This window comes from Pseudomonas lalkuanensis (assembly GCF_008807375.1).
Classification (GTDB): Bacteria; Pseudomonadota; Gammaproteobacteria; order Pseudomonadales; family Pseudomonadaceae; genus Metapseudomonas; species Metapseudomonas lalkuanensis.
In genome coordinates this window covers 42,327-61,301 of record NZ_CP043311.1, presented here as the reverse complement: position 1 = coordinate 61,301, position 18,975 = coordinate 42,327, and the positions used below count along the sequence as shown (strand labels likewise).

Sequence of the window (18,975 nt, the reverse complement as noted above, 5' to 3'; positions counted from 1 at the left end):
CGCTCCCGCAAAGCAGAACAATCGTCAGCTCAGGCGAACGGTGAGTCCGCCGTGGCCGTCCTGGCCAGCGGTGCCGCCCAGTTCGAGACGTCCCTGGGCAGCCAGCTCACGAGCGCGCCAGAAGGCGAAGAAGTCGGTGGCGAAGAAGCCGTCGCTCTGCCCCATCAGCTCGGTCATCACCCGCGCCAGCGGCTGCCAGTCCGACGTGCAGGCACCGAGGAGGATGGCATCCACCTTGCGATGATCCTCACCCCGGAAATCCCCCTTCTGCCAGCGGCGAACATCGGCATTGCCGGCCACGGCGCTGCGCCACTGGCTGGCGAGCAACGCCTTGCGCCCGACATCGACCTGCTTCGGCAGGAAATACGCGCCCAGCCCGGCGGGGTCGATCATGCCTACCGCTCGACGCGTCTCGACGCTGCTGTCGCCGGTGCCACAAGGCACTTCCCAGAACGGCAGGTCGCTACCTTCCAGAGCGGCCGCGACGCGGGCCAGCAGGAGTTGTTCGGAGCAGCTGTCGCCATGCCAGAGGGTGACCGGCCGATCTTGCCGTTTCAGCGCGGCAAGCCAGTCGGCATCGGCGCAGAGCCCAATACCGAAGTCCGGCCGCGGCGTCACCGTGCTGGGCCAGACGTCCCGCCAGAACTGTGCGCGGAGCGTGCAGGGCGGCGTCTCGACATCCACCAGTGGCCCCACCGCCAGGTCGTCACGCAGCACGCGCAATGCGCGGGCGGCGACGTCCACACCGATGACACGGGTTACGCCTGCTGCCGCCACATCACCACACACCAGATGCCACATTCGCCCTCCTTGGCGCTCAGCTCACTCGCCGGGCTTCCTCAGCTTCGGATTGGGGAAGAACTGCACGCCCTGCACCTTGGGATCGGCCACTTTCGGCTTCACCTGGTTGACCCGGGTACCCAGTTCCTTCGGCACCGACTGGCCCTGGGCGTTCAGGGTGTCGGCGTAGCCGCAGGCCACGCACTGACGGTGCGGCACACCGTCTTCGTCCCACATCTGGATCTTGTCCATCTCGCTGCACGCCGGGCACACGGCGCCGGCGATGAAGCGCTTCGGTGTGGCGGTCATGCTGCGTCCTCCGTCAGGCCGCTATGGCGCAGCAGGGCGTCGATGGAGGGCTCGCGACCGCGGAAGTCGACGAACAGCACCATGGGCTCCTGGGAACCGCCTCGGGCCAGGATGGCCTCGCGGAATGCGCGGCCGGTAGCCGGATTGAGCACCCCTTCTTCCTCGAAGCGGGAGAAGGCGTCGGCGGACAGCACTTCCGCCCACTTGTAGCTGTAGTAACCGGCTGCGTAACCGCCGGCGAAGATGTGCGCGAAGCTGTTGGCAAAGCGGTTGAAAACCGGCGGACGCATCACCGCGACTTCGGAGCGGATCGCTTCCAGTACATCGAGGACACCGCGGCCATCGCCATGGGTGGCATGCAGTTCGAAGTCGAAGAGGGAGAACTCCAGCTGGCGCACCATCATCAGGCCGGACTGGAAGTTCTTCGCCGCCAGCATCTTGTCCAGCAGGTCCTGGGGCAAGGGCTCACCGGTCTGGTAGTGGCCGGAGATCAGCGCCAGGCCTTCGGGTTCCCAGCACCAGTTCTCCATGAACTGGCTGGGCAGCTCCACCGCGTCCCAGGCCACGCCATTGATGCCGGAAGCACCGGCATGCTCGACGCGGGTCAGCAGGTGATGCAGGCCGTGGCCGAACTCGTGGAAGAGGGTGGTGACTTCGTCGTGGGTCAGCAGGGCCGGCTTGTCGCCCACCGCGGGGGTGAAGTTGCAGACCAGGTTGGCCACCGGGCTCACCAGTTCGCCACCGACGTTGCGGCGCTTGTCACGGGCACCGTCCATCCAGGCGCCGCCGCGCTTGTTGGCGCGGGCATAGAGGTCGAAGAAGAAGCGACCGACGTGCTGGCCGTTCTCGCTGATCTCGAACAGGCGCACATCCGGGTGCCAGGTGTCGAAGCCGGACAGCTCGCGGATTTCGATGCCGTAGAGCTTCTGCACGATGGCGAAGAGGCCGGACAGCACCTTGTCGACGGGGAAGTAGGCGCGCAGGGTTTCCTGGGAAATGCTGTAACGCTGTTCGCGCAGCTTCTCGCTGAAGTAGCCCACGTCCCAGCTCTGCAGGTCGCTCACGCCGCGCTCGGCGGCGAAGGCCTTGAGTTCGTCCAGGTCCTTGGCGGCGAACGGCTTGCTGCGCTTGGCGAGATCGCGAAGGAAGCCCAGCACCTGCGGGGTGGACTCGGCCATCTTGGTGGCCAGACTGAGGTCGGAGAAATGTTCGAAGCCCAGCAGGCGGGCCAGCTCCTGGCGCAGGTCGAGGATTTCGGCCATCACCGGGCCGTTGTCGTTCTGCCCGGCGTTCGGCCCCTGGTCGGAGGCGCGGGTGCTGTAGGCGGTGTAGACCTCTTCGCGCAGGGCGCGGTCGTCGGCGTAGGTCATCACTGCGTAGTAGCTGGGGAATTCCAGGGTGATCAGCCAGCCGCCGAGGCCCTTGGCTTCGGCAGCCTGCTTCATCTGTGCCTTGGCCGAATCGGTGAGACCGGCCAGGGCTGCTTCGTCGTGGATTTCCCGGGTCCAGGCCTGGGTGGCATCCAGCAACTGGTTGGAGAAGCGGCTCCCCAGCTCGGACAGCTTCATCTGGATTTCGCCGTAACGCTGCTGCTTGTCGGCCGGCAGGTCGATGCCGGACAGGCGGAAGTCGCGCAATGCATGGTCGAGGATGGTCTTCTGCGCCACATCGAAACCGGCGGCTTCGGGACCCGCGGCCAGCGCCTCGTAGGCCTGGAACAGCGCGCGGTTCTGGCCCATTTCCGTCCAGTATTCGGACAGCTTGGGCAGGCAGGCCTCATAGGCATTGCGCAGTTCGGCGTTGTTGCACACGGCATTCAGGTGGCTCACCGGGCTCCAGGCTCGCCCCAGGCGTTCGCCCAGTTCGTCCAGTGCCAGAACCAGCCCCTGCCAGGTGGGGGTGCCGTCCTGGCGTTGGAGCAGTTCGGCGATGGCCGCACGGTTTTCGGCGAGGATCTGGTCGACGGCCGGTTCGACATGTTCCGGACGAATGGCGGAGTAGGGCGGCAGGTCGAAGTCCTGCAGGAGGGGATTGCTCAGGGTCACGGCATTCACCTGTATTCGAGGAAGGGCGCAGGCTGCGCGAGGAGACGAGACACAGCCCGGATGGGAGCCATCTTAATTACAATCGCCGGCTGACGCAGCCTCAGGAATTTCTATGAACCCGATCAGAACCTACCAGGGCATCAGCCCCCAGCTCGGCGAGCGGGTCTTCGTCGATGCCTCCGCCGTGGTCATCGGCGACGTGCACCTCGGCGACGACAGCTCGGTCTGGCCGCTGGTGACCATCCGTGGCGACATGCACCGCATCCGCATCGGCGCCCGCACCAGCGTCCAGGATGGCAGCGTGCTGCACATCACTCACGCCGGCCCGTTCAACCCCGACGGCTACCCGCTGGAAATCGGTGACGACGTGACCATCGGCCACAAGGCCCTGCTGCACGGTTGCAAGGTCGGCAGCCGGGTGCTGATCGGCATGGGCAGCATCGTCATGGACGGTGCGGTGATCGAGGACGACGTGGTGCTCGGCGCCGGCAGCCTGGTGCCGCCGGGCAAGCGCCTGGAAAGCGGTTACCTCTACGTCGGCAGCCCGGTGAAACAGGCCCGCCCGCTGAGCGACAAGGAAAAGGCCTTCTTCACCTACAGCGCGGCCAACTACGTGAAGCTGAAGGACCTGCACATCGCCGAAGGCTACGGGGGCTGAGATGGATTACCGCAACATCCTCTTCGACCTCGACGGCACCCTCACCGACCCGCGCGAGGGCATCACCCGTTCGGTGCAGTACGCGCTCGGCAAACTGGATATCCACGAGCCTGACCTGGCGAAGCTGGAGCACTTCATCGGCCCGCCGCTGCTGCAGTGCTTCATGCAGACCTACGACCTCCCCGAGGAACGTGCCTGGGAAGCGGTGAACCACTACCGTGACCGCTTCAAGGTCACCGGGCTCTACGAGAACCACATGTTCGACGGCATCGATGCGTTGCTCGGACGCCTGCGCGAACAGGGCCGCACCCTGTACATCGCCACCAGCAAGCCGACCGTATTCGCCCGCGAGATCGCCCGGCATTTCGGCTTCGACCGGCACTTCAAGCACATCTACGGCAGCGAACTGGACGGCACCCGCACCAACAAGGTGGAGCTGATCGCCCACCTGCTGGAAGCTGAACGCCTGGACCGCGCCGACACCCTGATGATCGGTGATCGCAAGCACGACCTGATCGGCGCAAACCGCAACGGCCTGCACGGCGCGGGCGTGGGTTACGGCTTCGGCAGCCGCGAGGAGCTGATGGGCGAGGCGCCGGCCTACTACTTCGCCAGCCTGGATGAGCTGAGCCGGGCGTTTGGTTGAGAGCGGACGGCGAGACTCCGCATTCTGTGGGAGCCATTTCAATCGCGATGCAGGTCGAAGACCTGCTCAACCAGGTTTCAAGGAGAGGCCGCAGCGCGGCCTTTCGCGAATGAATTCGCGCCTACAAGGCAATGCCCTGTAACGAGTCAATCCCCATTGCGCTGGTAGATGATCTTCTTGGTGCCGTTCTCGCAGGAGCCGACCACCATGTTCTGGTCCTTCACTTCGGCGTTGGGGACTATCTCCAGCGTGTAGCTGGTGACGCCGGCGGCCTGGATCTTCACTTCGATTTCCTGCTTCAGCTCCTCGCAGGGCTTGGGTGCCGCCACAGCGGTGCCTGCCAGCGCGCCCAGCATCAGGACTACAGCAACTTTTCTCATCGCCAACTCCATTTCCTTGATGTCCTGGCCGTTGGACTGACGGCCAGCCAGGCAAGTTCTAGCGGTTAGCCACCAGGCTTTCCAGTGCTCGCATGCGTTCCTGCTGAGGCAGATCCCCCAGTTCCCCGGCGCGCCGGTAGAAGGCTTGCCAATTTCCGCCCGCCTCGCGGAACAACGCGGCGAAGGCCGGTACCCACTGGTCGTAGAGCCCGAAGGGCAGCAGCTTGGCGTTGTTCATCGGTCCTTCCATCCAGGCGTCGAAGCGGTTGTAGCCGCCCCAATCGCGGTCGCGCATGGCGCGGTAGTCGCGGCGCAGGCGCTCGAATTCCCCGGCCTTGGCCTGGCGCATGCGCTCGGGCGGCAAGCCGCTGGCGTAGAGCTGTTCCAGGCGCTCGCGGGCATCCAGCACCAGGCGGGTCAGGGCGTCCCGGCGCCGGGAGTCTTCGTCGCCCCGGGTGAAAAGGCCACGACTGGCGCGCCACTGGTCCAGGCCTTCGCGCTCGACGAAGCTGGCGAAGGACTCGTTGAACGCCGTATCCCCCGGCACATACAGCTGCTGGTGGGCCAGTTCATGGAAGATCAGCGCGGCAAGGCGGTCGTCATCCCAGCGCAGCATGGTGTTGAGCAACGGGTCGTCGAACCAGCCCAGGGTGGAATAGGCCTCGACGCCGCCCACCCAGGTATCCAGGCCCTGTTGCTTGAGCAATGCCGCCGCGCCTCTGGCACGGCTCAACTGGTAGTAGCCGCGATAGGCGACGCAACCGGCGATGGGAAAGCAGTGGGTTTCCGGCTGCAGGGAAAACTCCGCCGTGGCGAACAGGTTCCACACCACATAGGGCCGCCGGATATCGGCGTAGACGCGGTAGCTGCCGTTGTCCGGCAACCCCAGGGACGCACTGGCGAAGGTTCGTGCCGCCTGGGTGAGTGCCAGGCGCTGGCGCAGCCTTTGTGGCTGGGCGGGGTCGTCGATCAGCGTCTGTACCGGCTGGCGGGCGTGCAGCAGGGCGAGCTGTCCGCGCGCCAACTGGCCGTAGTAATCCAGGCTGGAACAACCGCTCAGCAGCACGGCGCCCAGCAGGGGAACCCAGGGCCTGTGGATGCGGTCAAGCAGTTCGATAACAAGGGTGGTCAGCATGCCGCGACACTAGCGCATCGGAGCCATCCACCACTACTGGCCTGTTGGAGCCCTCCATGCGCCCTCTGCTGCTTTTCCTGCCGCTTCTCAGCCTTGGCGGCTGCGCCCTGATGCTGCCCAGCCACGATCCGAACCAGGCCTGGATCTCCCTGCACAAGCAGGAAGGCCAGGACATCCAGGCCAGCCGAGTGGATGACCAGGCACTTTCCGACCCGCGCTACTTCCAGGTCACGCCGGGCCGGCACGAACTGGAGGTGCGCCTGGAGTTCGACGTGGGCGGCCACGACATCGGCCAGGGCAGCACGAATTATCGGCGCACCTGCCTGCTCAAGCTGGCCTACGCCGACTTCGCAGCGGGCGAGCGCTACCTGCTGCAGGCCGGTGGTATCGGTTTCCGCCCCTGGGCGCGGCTGTATGACGAGCGCAACCAGGAAGTCGCCAAGGCCCGGGAAAGTCGCTGCGGCGATGTCTGAAATCTCCGACATAGGGGTATGCTGAACGCACCTATCCCTTCAGGAGCTTCTTCATGCGCATGCTGTTGGCCCTGACGCTGCTGGCCAGCCTCTGCGCCTGCGCCAGCAAGCTGCCAGAACCCGATCCGCGGATGGCGTGGATCGACGTCGCCCCCGACCCCAGTGACACCCTCATGGCCAACCGCCTCGACGACAAGCGCTGGGGCGACGGCCGCTACTACCAGGTAATGCCCGGCAAGCATGAACTGGAATTGCGCTACCAGTTCGAAGCCGGCGGCGGCGGTGGCGGCTTCGGCATGAACGCCGAACCCACCATCATTACCTGCTACATGGAGCTGCACTACGACCAGTTCGAGGCCGGCAAGCGCTACCGCGTGGAAGCCCGAAACGCCGCCAACCAGCCCATGGCCTGGCTCTACGACGACCAGCGCAATGTACTGGCGCGCCATGAGATCTTCCCGCGCTGCGGCCCCTTCTGAACTGAAAGCGGCCGCACTGGCCGCTGCCGCCCTGCTTACGTACTTCAGTCGCGAAGACTGGCAAGGATGTCGAACGCCCTGAGCCGGTGCTCGTGCTGGTAAAGGTCGCAGGTGAAGATCAGCTCGTCGGCATCGGTCTGGTCCAGTAGCACCTGCAGGCGCGCACGGATCTTCTCCGGGCCACCCACCATGGCCATGGCCAGGAAACTGCCCACCGCATCCTTCTCATGGGGCAGCCAGCGACCCGCCATGCTTTCCACAGGTGGGCGCAATACCAGGCTTTCGCCGCGAATCAGCGCCAGGACCCGCTGGTACACCGTGGTGGCGAGGAATTCCGCCTCTTCGTCGGTGGGCGCCGCCACCAGCGGCACGCCCAGCATCACGTAGGGCTTGTCCAGCACCGCCGAGGGGCGGAAATGATTGCGGTAGACGCGAATCGCCTCATGCATGTAGCGCGGTGCGAAGTGCGAGGCGAAGGCGTACGGCAGGCCTTTCTGCCCGGCCAGCTGGGCGCTGAACAGGCTGGAGCCGAGCAGCCAGATGGGCACGTTGGTGTCCGCACCCGGCATGGCGATCACTTTCTGCTCCGGCTGGCGCGGACCGAGGAGCATTTCCAGCTCTTCGACGTCCTGCGGGAAGTCGTCGGCGCTGCCCAGGCGGTCGCGACGCAGGGCGCGGGCGGTGAGATGGTCAGCCCCCGGCGCGCGGCCAAGGCCCAGCTCGATGCGGCCCGGATAGAGGCTGGCGAGGGTGCCGAACTGTTCGGCGACCACCAGTGGCGCGTGGTTGGGCAGCATGATGCCGCCGGAGCCCAGACGGATGCGCGACGTACCGCCGGCCAGGTAGGCGAGCAGCACGGCGGTCGCGGAGCTGGCGATACCGTCCATGTTGTGGTGCTCGGCGACCCAGAAACGCGAGAAGCCCAGCTGTTCGACGTGACGCGCCAGCTCCAGGGAGTTGTGCAAGGCCTGGGTGGCGCCGCCGTGGTCGCGCACGGGGGCCAGATCGAGAACGGAAAGGGGCAGCTTGGACAGGGCAGACATAGGCAAGACCTTGGCGAGGGAAAGGCTTGGAGCCTTATCCGAGTGAATCAGTAGGTCTTACTCTAGGGATTAGCGACCAAGGCCGCTAGAAGGCACTTTTCGGTAACCAGGGCACCAGAAGGTAAGGATTGGGCCGGCACAGGCGCCGGCCCGGGGAGTGCCGCACGATCAATTGCGCTGGTAGGTGATTTCCTTGCTGCCACCCTCGCAGGTACCCACCACCTGCTTGCCGGCGGCATTGCCCTTGTCGACGACTTCCAGGCTGTAGGAAACGACGCCCTTGTCCTTGAGCTTGGCGTCGATTTCGGCCTTGAGCTCTTCGCAGGGTTTCACGGCGGCGAAGGCCGAACCGGCCAGGGTGAACAGGCCAAGGCCCAACAGCAGTTTCTTCATGTGTAACGCTCCCTCGTGATGAATGAAGGGCTCGCAAGAGCCATCCGCTCCCGCCTGGATCCAGGAAGGCCAGGAGTGGACGGCCAGAGACTAGCCCAATTCAGGCGAGGGAGGATGTGCGTCACCTCGCTATCCCGCGCGGGAGCTGGCGGCGCGTCAGCTGTCGCTGATGCGGAAGCCGATCTTCAGGGTCACCTGGTAATGGCCGACGCGACCGTTCTCGATATGCCCACGGGTTTCCACGACCTCGAACCAGTCCATGTTGCGAATTGTCCTCGCCGCCTCGACGACAGCATTGCTGATCGCCTCATCGATGCTGTTGCGGGAGGAACCGACGATCTCGATCTTCTTGTAGGTGTGGTGATCAGACATGGCGCATCTCCTGTGACAGGCCCGGGTGGGTTCCCCTGCAAGGCTAGCCAAGAATGCCGCTATCGGCCCGTCAGCTCCTCACGCAACCACAGGGCCAGGCGTTCGGCGCGACGATCCAGTTGCCGTGCCGGCACCCAGAGCGCCAGGCGCGCCGGGGTTTCGACGAAGCCCCAGGGCGCTATCAGGCGGCCGGACGCGAGTTCGTCGGCGACCAGCTGCTGCGGGGCGATGGCCACGCCGAGTCCGGCCACGGCCGCCTCCAGCAGGTAGTAGAGATGCTCGAACCCCTGGCCCAGGCGCAAACGGCCCGGGTCCAGCCCCTGTGCCGCGGCCCACTGCGGCCAGGCCTGGGGCCGCGATACGGTGTGCAGCAGGGCCTCATCCAGCAGCGCGGCAGGCGCGGCGCGGACCAGCACGTCGTGACGGGCATAGCGCGGACTCAGTACCGGGCCGATGGATTCGGCGGCCAGCTCGAACACCCGCATGTCCGCCGGCCAGGGCGGCTCAGCGAAGCACAGGGTGGCGTCCACGCCGGGACGACGCGGGTCCAGCTCGCCCTCACTGGCCGAAAGCTGCAGGCGCAGTTCGGGGAGTTCGCGGTTGAGCCGGTCCAGGCGTGGAATGAACCAGCGCGCCAGCAGGCTGCCCGGACAACCGAGGACGAAGGGCGCATCCTCGCTGCGTTTTTGCAAGTCGGCGTAGGCGCTGCGCAAACGCTCGAAGGCGTCACCGGCGGCATCGCGCAAACGCTGGCCGGCATCCGTGAGTTTTACGCCACGACCGTCCTTGCTGAACAGCGCGATGCCCAGCTCTTCCTCCAGCATCCTCACCTGCCGGCTCACGGCACCGTGGGTGACGTGCAGCTCCTCCGCCGCGCGGCTGATGCTCTGCAGTCGGGCGGCGGCCTCGAAGGCGCGAAGGGCATTCAGGGGAGGCAGGTCGCGGCTCATGGCTATTCGTGAGTTTTCCTGACAGGTAAAGGCAATCTAATCGCTTTTCCGTCACCTCGCCAGAGGTAGAATGGCGCCATCAACCCTCTTCCCCAGCCCCTCGTCGACGCACGAGGGGTGCAGAAACAGGAGTCCAGCATGACCTCTCTGCGCACCGGCCCCGATGCCAAGGGCCTCTTCGGCAGCTTCGGTGGACAATACGTCGCCGAAACCCTGATGCCGCTGATCCACGACCTGGCCCGCGAGTACGAAAAGGCCAAGGATGATCCGGAATTCCAGAAAGAGCTGGCCTACTTCCAGCGCGACTACGTCGGCCGCCCGAGCCCGCTGTACTTCGCCGAGCGCCTGACCGAGCACTTCGGCGGCGCGAAGATCTACCTCAAGCGCGAAGAGCTGAACCACACCGGCGCGCACAAGATCAACAACTGCATCGGCCAGATCCTCCTGGCCAGGCGCATGGGCAAGAAACGCATCATCGCCGAGACCGGCGCCGGCATGCACGGCGTGGCCACCGCCACCGTGGCCGCCCGCTTCGGCCTGCAGTGCGTGATCTACATGGGCACCACCGACATCGACCGCCAGCAGGCCAACGTCTTCCGCATGAAGCTCCTCGGCGCCGAGGTGATCCCGGTCACCGCCGGCACCGGCACCCTGAAGGACGCGATGAACGAAGCCCTGCGTGACTGGGTGACCAACGTCGACAGCACCTTCTACCTGATCGGCACCGTCGCCGGTCCGCACCCTTATCCGGCCATGGTCCGCGACTTCCAGGCCGTGATCGGCAAGGAAACCCGCGAGCAGCTGGCCGAGAAGGAAGGGCGCCTGCCCGATTCGCTGGTCGCCTGCATCGGCGGCGGTTCCAACGCCATGGGCCTGTTCCATCCGTTCCTCGATGACACCTCGGTGAAGATCGTCGGCGTGGAAGCCGCCGGCCACGGCATCGAAACCGGCAAGCACGCGGCCAGCCTGAACGGCGGCGTACCGGGCGTGCTGCACGGCAATCGCACCTTCCTGCTGCAGGACGAAGACGGCCAGATCATTGACGCCCACTCGATCTCCGCCGGCCTGGACTACCCCGGCATCGGCCCGGAGCACGCCTGGCTGCACGACATCGGCCGCGTCGAGTACACCTCGATCACCGACCATGAAGCCCTGGAAGCCTTCCACACCTGCTGCCGCCTGGAAGGCATCATCCCGGCGCTGGAGAGCTCCCACGCCCTGGCTGAAGTGTTCAAGCGCGCGCCGAAGCTGCCGAAGGACCACCTGATGGTGGTGAACCTCTCCGGCCGTGGCGACAAGGACATGCAGACCGTAATGCACCACATGCAACAGGAGCAGAAAGCATGAGCCGCCTGCAGACCCGCTTCGCCGAACTGAAAGAACAGAACCGCGCCGCCCTGGTGACCTTCGTCACCGCCGGCGACCCGAACTACGACGCCTCCCTGGCCATCCTCAAGGGCCTGCCGGACGCTGGCGCCGACGTCATCGAACTGGGCATGCCCTTCACCGACCCGATGGCCGACGGTCCGTCCATCCAGCTGGCCAACATCCGTGCGCTGGGTGCCAGGCAGAACCTGGCCAAGACCCTGCAGATGGTTCGCGAATTCCGCACCGGGAACCAGACCACTCCGCTGGTGCTGATGGGTTACTTCAACCCCATCCACTACTACGGCGTGGACCGTTTCATCAGCGACGCCAAGGAAGCCGGCGTGGACGGCCTGATCGTGGTCGACCTGCCGCCGGAACATAACGAAGACCTCTGCCACCCGGCCCAGGCCGCGGGCATCGACTTCATCCGCCTGACCACGCCGACCACCGATGACAAGCGCCTGCCCGTGGTACTCGATGGCAGCTCCGGCTTCGTCTACTACGTGTCGGTAGCCGGCGTGACCGGTGCCGGCTCCGCGACCCTGGAACACGTGCAGGAAGCCGTCACCCGCCTGCGCCGCCACACCGACCTGCCGGTGGCCATCGGCTTCGGCATCCGTACCGCCGAACACGCCGCCAACATCGCCAAGCTGGCCGATGGCGTGGTGGTGGGCTCCGCCCTGGTGGACCAGATCGCAAAGGCCCAGACCCCGGAACAGGCCGTAGATGGCGTCCTCAGCCTCTGCAAGACCCTGGCCGAAGGCGTCCGCAGCGCCCGCGCCTGATTCACGCCCAAGGGCATGAAGAAGCCGCTGCTCCCAAAAGGAGCAGCGGCTTTTTTCGTTCCGTCCCATGACATCCCTGTGGGGTCGATCAGTCGATGCTTCAGAGGTCGTACTCGATCTCGCCGTCTTCGAGGCAGGACAGATCCAGCGGCCGCATCGTGCCCATCCACATGGGGTAGTCGCGGTGGTCGCGCAGGTCGCTGCCGGTGATGGGGTGGATGAGCACCGTGAGGCCATTACGGTGCAGCGCCAGCCAGGGGATCACTTCACCGAACAGATCGGGCTTGAACGCCAGTTGGCAGCTCCAGTCGGGGTGCGGGCCGACGAGTTTTTCGTGCACGCGGCCCATCTTCAACGGAAAGCGCCGCGCGGCTTCCTCGCAGAGCGTACGGGCCTGTTCGAGGGTCGTGGAATCGAAGTAAACGTGGGCGTGAAAGCCCTTGATGCGGGGTGTGGAAAAGTCCTGCATGTTCACGCCTCCCGGAATGCCGAAGGCCTCCATGGTACCTGCAAGCGATGGCCGGGCCGCGAGGTTTTCCGCCGCTATCCGCCCTTAGCCGGGGATTGGGCGCCAGCGTCGGGAAGCAACTGCGGCGCTTCGCTTTCGAGCCGGCTCTTCATGGCTTCCAGCTGTTCCAGGGCCGCGCGCGCTTCGTCGAGTTCGCTGGCGCTGCGTTCACCGCTCTGCTCCGCCGCCTCGATGCGCGCACGAATCTCGGGAATCTGCTGCACACCGCCGGCATAGGCCTGGAGCAGCTCGCGGGTCTGGCGTTCCTCCAGGGCCGCGTACTGACGCGGGTCGGCCAGCTCGGTGGCGGTGGCAACCTGGCGCGGTTTCAGGCCGCCCAGGCTCGGGCTGCGCGGGTCGCCCTTCTCAGCCATCCACTGCATGAGCTGGATAGCCTCGTCCTGGTCCAGTCGCGGTGTTTCCCGTTCCGGCGCGGCGACGGCCAAGGGATTGCCTTGACCTTCCACAGGGATGACGGGCGCAGGCGCCGCTACCGGCAGCGCAGGCGCGGGGGGGATGGCAGGCGGTGGCATGGGTCCGGACGCAGATAGCCGCTCCGGCACCGGTGTCAGCAGCACGGTCGCGCAGGCCAGCGCCGCAACGCCCGTGCTGCAGGCCAGGGCCACACCGAGCCAGGCTTTCACAGCCCTTCCACCCGCGCGCTGGCGAGCAGGCGGCCCAGGCGCGCCTCGGACTCGGCGGCCAGCTTCTCCCGCGCCACCGCCTGGTTCACCTCGTACCGCACGCTGCGGTCGCTGAGGGGCAGTTGCCGGTCTTCACGGCTGCGTACTCGGACGATCTCGAAAGCACCGCCAATGCGCATGGGCTGCGACAGGGTGTCGGCCTTCTGGATCAACGCGGTCTTGCGCAGCAGGTCCAGTTCGCCATCCTCGGGACGGATCGGGCCGAGATCGCCCGGTGGCGTTCGGTCCTTGTCCTGCGCCAGGGAATAGCGGCGCACCGCCTCATCGAACGCCAGACCCTGTTGCAGTTCGGCATGGATGCGATCGGCGCTGGCCTGGTCGGGCAGGCGGATATGCGCCGCCTGTACGCCCGCAACATTGCGGTAGCGCGCCCGGTTGCGCTGGTAATAGGCCTGCGCCTCGGCGTCGGTGACCTTGGCCGCCAGTTCGCGCAGGGCATCGGATTCATGATGGAAGTCGCTGTACAAGCCGATCTGGTGCAGGTAGCGCTGGCGCACCAAACGGTCCCGCACCAGGGCCTTCAGACCCTGCCGTTCCACCGGGGTAAAGCCGTCCTGCGCCAGGCGGAACCACAGGTAGTCGCGCTGCACACGGGTGTGCACCTGTTGCGCGAGGTATTCCAGGTTGCCCTGCTGCAGTTCTACCTGTCCCTGGATGTTGTCGCCCTGGTAGAGGAACAACAGGTCCAGGCGCTGCTCGGGCTGGCCGGGGAACTGCCAGCGGATCAGCTCCACCTGCGCGGCTTCGCGCTGTTGCTCGGGGCTTAGCTGCAGGCTGTTCTCGACCAATCCGCGGGAAGCCGGAGCCAGCACTTCGCGCAGGCGCTGGGCACTGAGCGGCTGCGGCTGGCGCAGGAAGGGCCGCAGGTCCTGCCGGCCAGCACGTCCGTAGTACTGCTCGAGCAGGTTGCCGGCTTCCATCTCGACGCTGGCGTCCAGGTCGCTGCGGCTCTGGGCGTTCAACTCGCCCGCCACCTCGCGGGCCAGCAGGTGGTTTTCGAGCAGCCCGCGACGCAGTTGTTGCGGGTCGGTGTTGAACTTCACCCGGCTGAGCACCTGTTCGAGCAGGGCGATGCTCTTGCCCGGCAGCAGCTCGCCGTCGACCCGCAAATCCGGCGCGGCCGGCATGGCCTGTGCGCCCCCCAGGTACAACCCCAGCACCAGGCCAGCGATGGTCCTGCGCACCTCAGATGCCTTCAGGCGCATTGAAGCTTTCGGCCCCCTTGGTCAGCACGGTGACGGTCAGCGCGATGGACTCGGGGATCAGCTCCCTGGCCACCCGCAGGCGCGTGGCGTAGCTGGTGTCATACAGCGGTTCGGGGTGGGCATAGGCGACCTGTCCGGTCTGGGTCAGCAGCTCGCGCATGCTGCGGCTGGCGTCATAGCGGCCGACGAGGTTGGCCACTGCGGCCTGGTCATTGAGTTTTTCGCTGGCGTAATGGTCGTCGACCCAGCCCTCCCAGCTGGAATGGCCGTTGGCCGAGGTCACCCACACGTGGTGCGGCTGCGCGACGTCGCCGGTGGCGTGCAGGGCGTAGCCGATGGTTTGCAGCGAAGGCGCGGCGCGGAACTGGTCGAACCAGTAGCCGGCGAGGTTATCGATGGGCTGGAAGGCGGCGGTCTGGAAGTCGCCATAGTGCTCCTGCCAGTTGGAGCGAGTGCCCCGTCGGTAGTGGGCTTCGGTGGTGTCGAAGTCCCCACGCTTCAGCTCGCGGTTGTAGAGATAGACCATGGCGTACCAGTCCACATCGGCAATGCCGCCGTCCACCTTGTGGTAGCGATAGTCGTAGCCGCCATGGGCGTTGCCATGGGAGTCGCCGTCGCGGGTGAGGTTGAGGAAGTGCCAGTAGGAGGTGTAGTTCACCAGGCCGGCGGCGGCGTTCCACACCGGCGCGTACTCGTAGCCGACCCACCAGCCGCCCAGGCGGGTGTCCTTGAAATCATCCACGTCGAAGGCGGCCTGGCCGAGGATTTCCCCCGCCTTGGCCTCGCTGCCGGCGGCGCTCACGTAGAACTGGTAGGCCTCACGCATTTCCGCCGTCGCATAGGGGGAGTTCATGTAGGCCAGGGCGTCCTTGACGATGTTCTTGTGGGTCGGTTGCGACCAGGCGCTGGCCTGGCCGGCGAGGGCGCAGAGGCTGAGGCCGGCAGCCAGGCAGGTGAAGACTTTCATCGGCAACGCTCATGAAATGAATGAAGCCTGAACTGATAGCCGAGGTTCTTTCCCGCTGCATGACAGCGCAGCGCGATTTCGGCACGAACGTCTCAGATCCGCACAGAACCAACCGATAGTTGGGCCTTGGCAGCCCCCGTCAGATGGCGATGCCTTCCCGGTGCCGGATGAGTTGCGCCTGGCGGGCCTCGTCACCCAGCTCCTGCTGCAGCCAGTCGACAAAGCATTTCATCAGCCGTGCACGGCGCTTGCGCTCCGGCTGCACCAGGTAGTAACCGAAATCCGAACTGACGCTGGTCTCCAGAACCGGCACCAGCAGGCCCTGGTCGAGCAGATCGTCCACCAGGTAGCGCCAGCCGATGGCCACGCCCTGGCCGGCAATGGCCGCCTGGATCAGCAGGGTGTAGTTGTCGAAGCGCAGCATCCCGGAGCCCGGTGGCTGGGCGATCCCCAGCTCGCGGAACAGCGCGCCCCAGTCGAACCAGCGGGTCCGCACTTCGGGCTTGAGGTGCAGCAGCGGCAATTCCGTCAGGGCTGTCACCGGCAATGGCTTGTCACGCCCGGCCAGCAGGCGCGGGCTGGCGATGGGGAAGACCTCTTCGCGAAACAGCAGCAGCGCCTCGCCGTGCTTGAAGCGGCCGTCACCGAAGGCGATGGCGATATCCACCTCCGAGCGCAGCATGTTCATGGTGCGATCGCTGGTGACGATGCTGACGTCGATCTCGGGGTTCGCCTCATGAAAACGGTGCAGGCGTGGCATCAGCCAATAGGCGGCGAAGGCGAAATCGGTGGCCACCTGCAGCACCTCATGCTGGGGCCGCGAGCCGATGGCTTCGAGCCCGGCGCTGATGGCCTGCAAGCCTTCCTGGACATGGAGGAACAACAGACGGCCAGCGTCGGTGAGTTCGATGCCGCGATAAACACGATCGAACAGGCGGGTCGCCAGTCGCTTCTCCAGGCGCTGGATCTGCTGGCTCACCGCCGGCTGGGTGGTGCCCAGTTCCACTGCGGCCGCCGTGAAGCTGAGATGACGGGCAGCGGACTCGAACACCCGCAGCAGGTCCAGGGACAGCTCAGGCTGTAGTTCTGCCATAAGTAGCTCTTATCCGAGTCATGTTCCGCTATGCGGTTTACCGGGCTGATCGCTGGCGCAATCATCGTCCCCAGCACTTTCGCATAATTCGACAGTATGGATAAGCGAACGATGAAACGACCCAACATCCTCTTCATCATGGCCGACCAGATGGCCGCGCCGTTGCTGCCCTTCTACGCGCCCTCGCCGATCAAGGTGCCAAACCTGTCGCGGCTCGCCGCCGAGGGCGTGGTATTCGACTCGGCGTACTGCAACAGCCCGCTCTGCGCCCCCTCACGCTTCACCCTGGTAAGCGGTCAACTGCCGTCGAAGATCGGTGCTTACGACAACGCCGCCGATTTTCCCGCCGACGTGCCCACCTATGCCCATTACCTGCGCCGCCTCGGCTATCGCACGGCGCTGTCCGGCAAGATGCACTTCTGCGGTCCGGACCAGTTGCACGGCTACGAGGAGCGCCTGACCAGCGACATCTATCCGGCGGACTACGGCTGGGCGGTGAACTGGGACGAGACGGACGTGCGCCCGAGCTGGTACCACAACATGTCCTCGGTGCTGCAGGCCGGGCCCTGCGTGCGCACCAACCAGCTGGATTTCGACGAGGAGGTGGTGTTCAAGGCCCGCCAGTACCTCTACGACCATGTTCGCGACAACGCTGACCAGCCGTTCTGCCTGACCGTATCGCTGACCCATCCCCACGATCCCTACACCATTCCGGCAGAGTACTGGGATCGCTACGAAGACGTGGACATTCCCCTGCCGCGCCAGCGCTTCGCCGATGCCGAGCAGGACCCGCACAGCCAGCGCCTGCTCAAGGTCATCGACCTCTGGGGCAAACCGCTGCCGGAAGAGAAGATCCGCGAGGCCCGCCGTGCCTATTTCGGCGCCTGCAGCTACGTGGACGACCAGATCGGCGCACTGCTCAAGACCCTCACCGACTGCCACCTGGAGCAGGACACCATCGTCGTGTTCTCCGGCGACCACGGCGACATGCTTGGCGAGCGTGGCCTCTGGTACAAGATGCACTGGTTCGAGATGGCCGCCCGCGTGCCGCTGCTGGTCCACGCCCCCGGCCGCTTCCAGGCGCACCGGGTGAGCCAGTCGGTCTCCACTGTCGACCTGCTGCCCACGCTGGTGGATCTGGCTGGCGGCACGCTGGAACGCAACCTGCCGCTGGATGGCCGCTCGCTGTTGCCACACCTGCGGGGCGAGGGCGGGCACGACGGGGTACTGGGCGAGTACATGGCCGAAGGCACCACCAGCCCGCTGATGATGATCCGCCGCGGCCCCTACAAGTTCATCTATTCGGAAGAAGACCCCTGCCTGCTCTTCGACCTGGCCAACGACCCGCAGGAACTGGAGAACCTGGCCACTTCACCGGACCACCAGGCACTGCTTGCGGTGTTCCTCGACGAGGCCCGCGTTCGTTGGGATATCCCGACCATCGCCGAAGCCACACTGGCGAGCCAGCGCCGTCGCCGCTTCGTCGCCGACGCCCTCACCCATGGCCGGCTGAAGAGCTGGGACCACCAGCCCTTCGTCGATGCCAGCCAGCAGTACATGCGCAACCACATCGACCTGGACGACCTGGAGCGCCGCGCGCGCTTCCCCCAACCCTGACTCACCCTTGCGAGGAACCAAGGCATGAAGACGATCAATGCGGTGCTTGCCGGCGGCGTACTGCTGACCGGCCTGACGTTCAACGTCCAGGCGGAGGACGCCAGCTGCGCGACGGTGAAGCTGGGTGATCCGGGCTGGAGCGATATCGCCGTGACCAATGGCGTGGCGCGCATCCTGCTCGATGGCCTGGGCTATCGCACGGAAACCCCGACCCTGGCGGTGCCGATCATCTTCGCCGGCCTGCACAAGGGGCAGATCGACGCCTTCCTCGGCAACTGGATGCCGGCGCAACAGAGCAACTACGACAAATTCGTCAGCGCCGGCAGCGTCGACAAGGTGGCGCAGAACCTCAGCGGTACCGAGTACACCCTGGCGGTGCCCCGCTATGCCTTTGACGCCGGAGTGAAGACTTTCGCCGACCTGGACCGCTTCGCCGACAAGTTCGACAAGAAGCTCTACGGGATCGCCTCCGGCTCCCCGGCCAACGAGTCCATCCGGCAGATGATCGCCAAGGATGAGTTCGGTCTGGGCGACTGGAAGCTGGTGGAGTCCAGCGAGCAGGCGATGCTGGTGCAGGTGGGCCGGGCGGTGAAACGCGAGCAGTTCGTGGTCTTCCTCGGCTGGACGCCGCACCCGATGAACGTGCAGTACGACATGGCCTACCTCAAGGGCGGCGAGAAGTACTTCGGCGAAAGCGGCAGCGTGAACACCCTGGCGCGCAAGGGCTATGCCGCGCAGTGCCCGAACGTGGGCAAGCTGCTGACCAACCTGCAGTTCACCCAGGAGATGGAGAACTCGATCATGGACCAGGTGCTCAACGGCAACGCCAACAACGACGCGGCGGTGAAGGCCTGGCTCAAGGCCAATCCGGCGGTGGTCCAGGGCTGGCTGCAGGGCGTGACCACCCGCGAAGGCGGCGATGCCGTGGCGGCGGTGCAGGCGAAGCTCTGACGAATCGAGGTCCTGTGGGAGCCCATTCATTCGCGATCGGGCTGCGAAGCAGCCCCCCATGTTGCCGGCAAGGGCAGGTCTTCGACCTGCTTCGCGAATGAATTCGCTCCTACA

The 18,975-nt window shown here is 65.7% G+C and carries 22 protein-coding genes; 8 read left to right on the top strand and 14 right to left on the bottom strand.

All coding sequences use genetic code 11. The features are described from left to right. Positions 1-24: 24 nt before the first annotated feature. The 3 genes from FXN65_RS00305 to prlC are packed head-to-tail and all read right to left on the bottom strand — an operon-like array spanning position 25 to position 3,134. A complete protein-coding gene (locus FXN65_RS00305) occupies positions 25-801 on the bottom strand; it encodes a DUF3658 domain-containing protein (protein WP_151131110.1) in 777 nt (258 codons plus the stop codon). Between the two features lie 21 nt (positions 802-822). After that, a complete protein-coding gene (locus FXN65_RS00300) occupies positions 823-1,089 on the bottom strand; it encodes a YheV family putative zinc ribbon protein (RefSeq protein ID WP_151131109.1) in 267 nt (88 codons plus the stop codon). Further along, complete coding sequence (prlC, locus tag FXN65_RS00295) at positions 1,086-3,134, bottom strand: oligopeptidase A (protein WP_151131108.1); 2,049 nt, start codon at positions 3,132-3,134, stop codon at positions 1,086-1,088. The genes FXN65_RS00300 and prlC overlap by 4 nt, the downstream gene beginning before the upstream one ends. Before the next feature lie 112 nt (positions 3,135-3,246). Between prlC and FXN65_RS00290 the strand changes: the two genes are divergently transcribed. Both FXN65_RS00290 and FXN65_RS00285 read left to right on the top strand, forming a co-directional pair. Continuing rightward, on the top strand, positions 3,247-3,792 hold the full coding sequence (locus FXN65_RS00290; protein WP_151131107.1) for a gamma carbonic anhydrase family protein: 546 nt from the start codon (positions 3,247-3,249) through the stop codon (positions 3,790-3,792). Between the two features lies 1 nt (position 3,793). Beyond that, the gene (locus tag FXN65_RS00285) at positions 3,794-4,438 is read left to right on the top strand and encodes an HAD family hydrolase (protein ID WP_151131106.1); all 645 of its coding nucleotides are present in this window, start codon (positions 3,794-3,796) and stop codon (positions 4,436-4,438) included. Positions 4,439-4,584: 146 nt separating this feature from the next. On the opposite strand, the gene FXN65_RS00280 is transcribed toward FXN65_RS00285, so the two are convergent. Together FXN65_RS00280 and FXN65_RS00275 are read right to left on the bottom strand one after the other, a co-directional pair. Continuing rightward, a complete protein-coding gene (locus tag FXN65_RS00280) occupies positions 4,585-4,818 on the bottom strand; it encodes a DUF1161 domain-containing protein (RefSeq protein ID WP_151131105.1) in 234 nt (77 codons plus the stop codon). A 58-nt stretch (positions 4,819-4,876) separates the two neighbouring features. Next, the gene (locus FXN65_RS00275) at positions 4,877-5,953 is read right to left on the bottom strand and encodes an aminopeptidase (protein ID WP_151131104.1); all 1,077 of its coding nucleotides are present in this window, start codon (positions 5,951-5,953) and stop codon (positions 4,877-4,879) included. Positions 5,954-6,009: 56 nt separating this feature from the next. Between FXN65_RS00275 and FXN65_RS00270 the strand changes: the two genes are divergently transcribed. Both FXN65_RS00270 and FXN65_RS00265 read left to right on the top strand, forming a co-directional pair. Next, positions 6,010-6,426 carry a PA0061/PA0062 family lipoprotein gene (locus FXN65_RS00270; RefSeq protein WP_151131103.1) on the top strand — a complete coding sequence of 139 codons (417 nt, stop codon included), beginning with the start codon at positions 6,010-6,012 and terminating at the stop codon, positions 6,424-6,426. Positions 6,427-6,479: 53 nt separating this feature from the next. Continuing rightward, positions 6,480-6,905: a PA0061/PA0062 family lipoprotein gene (locus FXN65_RS00265; RefSeq protein WP_151131102.1), complete on the top strand. Its 426-nt coding sequence runs from the start codon at positions 6,480-6,482 to the stop codon at positions 6,903-6,905. A 44-nt stretch (positions 6,906-6,949) separates the two neighbouring features. Here the strand turns inward: FXN65_RS00265 and FXN65_RS00260 are convergent, their stop codons facing one another. From FXN65_RS00260 to FXN65_RS00245, 4 genes are all read right to left on the bottom strand, one after another. After that, positions 6,950-7,948: an LLM class flavin-dependent oxidoreductase gene (locus FXN65_RS00260; protein ID WP_151131101.1), complete on the bottom strand. Its 999-nt coding sequence runs from the start codon at positions 7,946-7,948 to the stop codon at positions 6,950-6,952. Positions 7,949-8,116: 168 nt separating this feature from the next. Further along, positions 8,117-8,341 (bottom strand): DUF1161 domain-containing protein, encoded by a 225-nt coding sequence (locus FXN65_RS00255; protein WP_151131100.1) that lies wholly within the window; start codon positions 8,339-8,341, stop codon positions 8,117-8,119. A 156-nt stretch (positions 8,342-8,497) separates the two neighbouring features. Continuing rightward, a complete protein-coding gene (locus FXN65_RS00250) occupies positions 8,498-8,713 on the bottom strand; it encodes a dodecin (RefSeq protein WP_044873371.1) in 216 nt (71 codons plus the stop codon). Positions 8,714-8,772: 59 nt separating this feature from the next. Continuing rightward, the gene (locus tag FXN65_RS00245; protein WP_151131099.1) at positions 8,773-9,663 is read right to left on the bottom strand and encodes a LysR family transcriptional regulator; all 891 of its coding nucleotides are present in this window, start codon (positions 9,661-9,663) and stop codon (positions 8,773-8,775) included. Between the two features lie 138 nt (positions 9,664-9,801). On the opposite strand from FXN65_RS00245, the gene trpB reads away from it, so the two are divergent. Beyond that, entirely contained in the window at positions 9,802-11,010 is a 1,209-nt protein-coding gene (gene trpB / locus FXN65_RS00240) for a tryptophan synthase subunit beta (RefSeq protein WP_151131098.1), read from the top strand. After that, the gene (gene trpA, locus FXN65_RS00235) at positions 11,007-11,816 is read left to right on the top strand and encodes a tryptophan synthase subunit alpha (protein WP_151131097.1); all 810 of its coding nucleotides are present in this window, start codon (positions 11,007-11,009) and stop codon (positions 11,814-11,816) included. The genes trpB and trpA overlap by 4 nt, the downstream gene beginning before the upstream one ends. Before the next feature lie 100 nt (positions 11,817-11,916). Here the strand turns inward: trpA and FXN65_RS00230 are convergent, their stop codons facing one another. The 5 genes from FXN65_RS00230 to FXN65_RS00210 all read right to left on the bottom strand — a co-directional run bounded on the left by FXN65_RS00230 (position 11,917) and on the right by FXN65_RS00210 (position 16,293). Then, positions 11,917-12,285: a DOPA 4,5-dioxygenase family protein gene (locus FXN65_RS00230; protein ID WP_151131096.1), complete on the bottom strand. Its 369-nt coding sequence runs from the start codon at positions 12,283-12,285 to the stop codon at positions 11,917-11,919. 74 nt (positions 12,286-12,359) lie between these two features. After that, positions 12,360-12,968 carry a hypothetical protein gene (locus tag FXN65_RS00225; RefSeq protein ID WP_151131095.1) on the bottom strand — a complete coding sequence of 203 codons (609 nt, stop codon included), beginning with the start codon at positions 12,966-12,968 and terminating at the stop codon, positions 12,360-12,362. After that, a complete protein-coding gene (locus FXN65_RS00220) occupies positions 12,965-14,233 on the bottom strand; it encodes a peptidyl-prolyl cis-trans isomerase (RefSeq protein ID WP_151131094.1) in 1,269 nt (422 codons plus the stop codon). The genes FXN65_RS00225 and FXN65_RS00220 overlap by 4 nt, the downstream gene beginning before the upstream one ends. Beyond that, positions 14,214-15,200, bottom strand: a complete 987-nt coding sequence (locus FXN65_RS00215; RefSeq protein WP_151131093.1) for a phospholipase C/P1 nuclease family protein — start codon at positions 15,198-15,200, stop codon at positions 14,214-14,216. The genes FXN65_RS00220 and FXN65_RS00215 overlap by 20 nt, the downstream gene beginning before the upstream one ends. 139 nt (positions 15,201-15,339) lie before the next feature. Next, a complete protein-coding gene (locus FXN65_RS00210; RefSeq protein WP_151131092.1) occupies positions 15,340-16,293 on the bottom strand; it encodes a choline sulfate utilization transcriptional regulator in 954 nt (317 codons plus the stop codon). Between the two features lie 111 nt (positions 16,294-16,404). On the opposite strand from FXN65_RS00210, the gene betC reads away from it, so the two are divergent. Together betC and choX are read left to right on the top strand one after the other, a co-directional pair. After that, positions 16,405-17,910, top strand: coding sequence for a choline-sulfatase (gene betC, locus FXN65_RS00205; protein ID WP_151131091.1), 1,506 nt, complete (start codon positions 16,405-16,407; stop codon positions 17,908-17,910). 24 nt (positions 17,911-17,934) lie between these two features. Next, positions 17,935-18,861: a choline ABC transporter substrate-binding protein gene (gene choX, locus FXN65_RS00200; protein ID WP_151131090.1), complete on the top strand. Its 927-nt coding sequence runs from the start codon at positions 17,935-17,937 to the stop codon at positions 18,859-18,861. Positions 18,862-18,975: the final 114 nt, after the last annotated feature.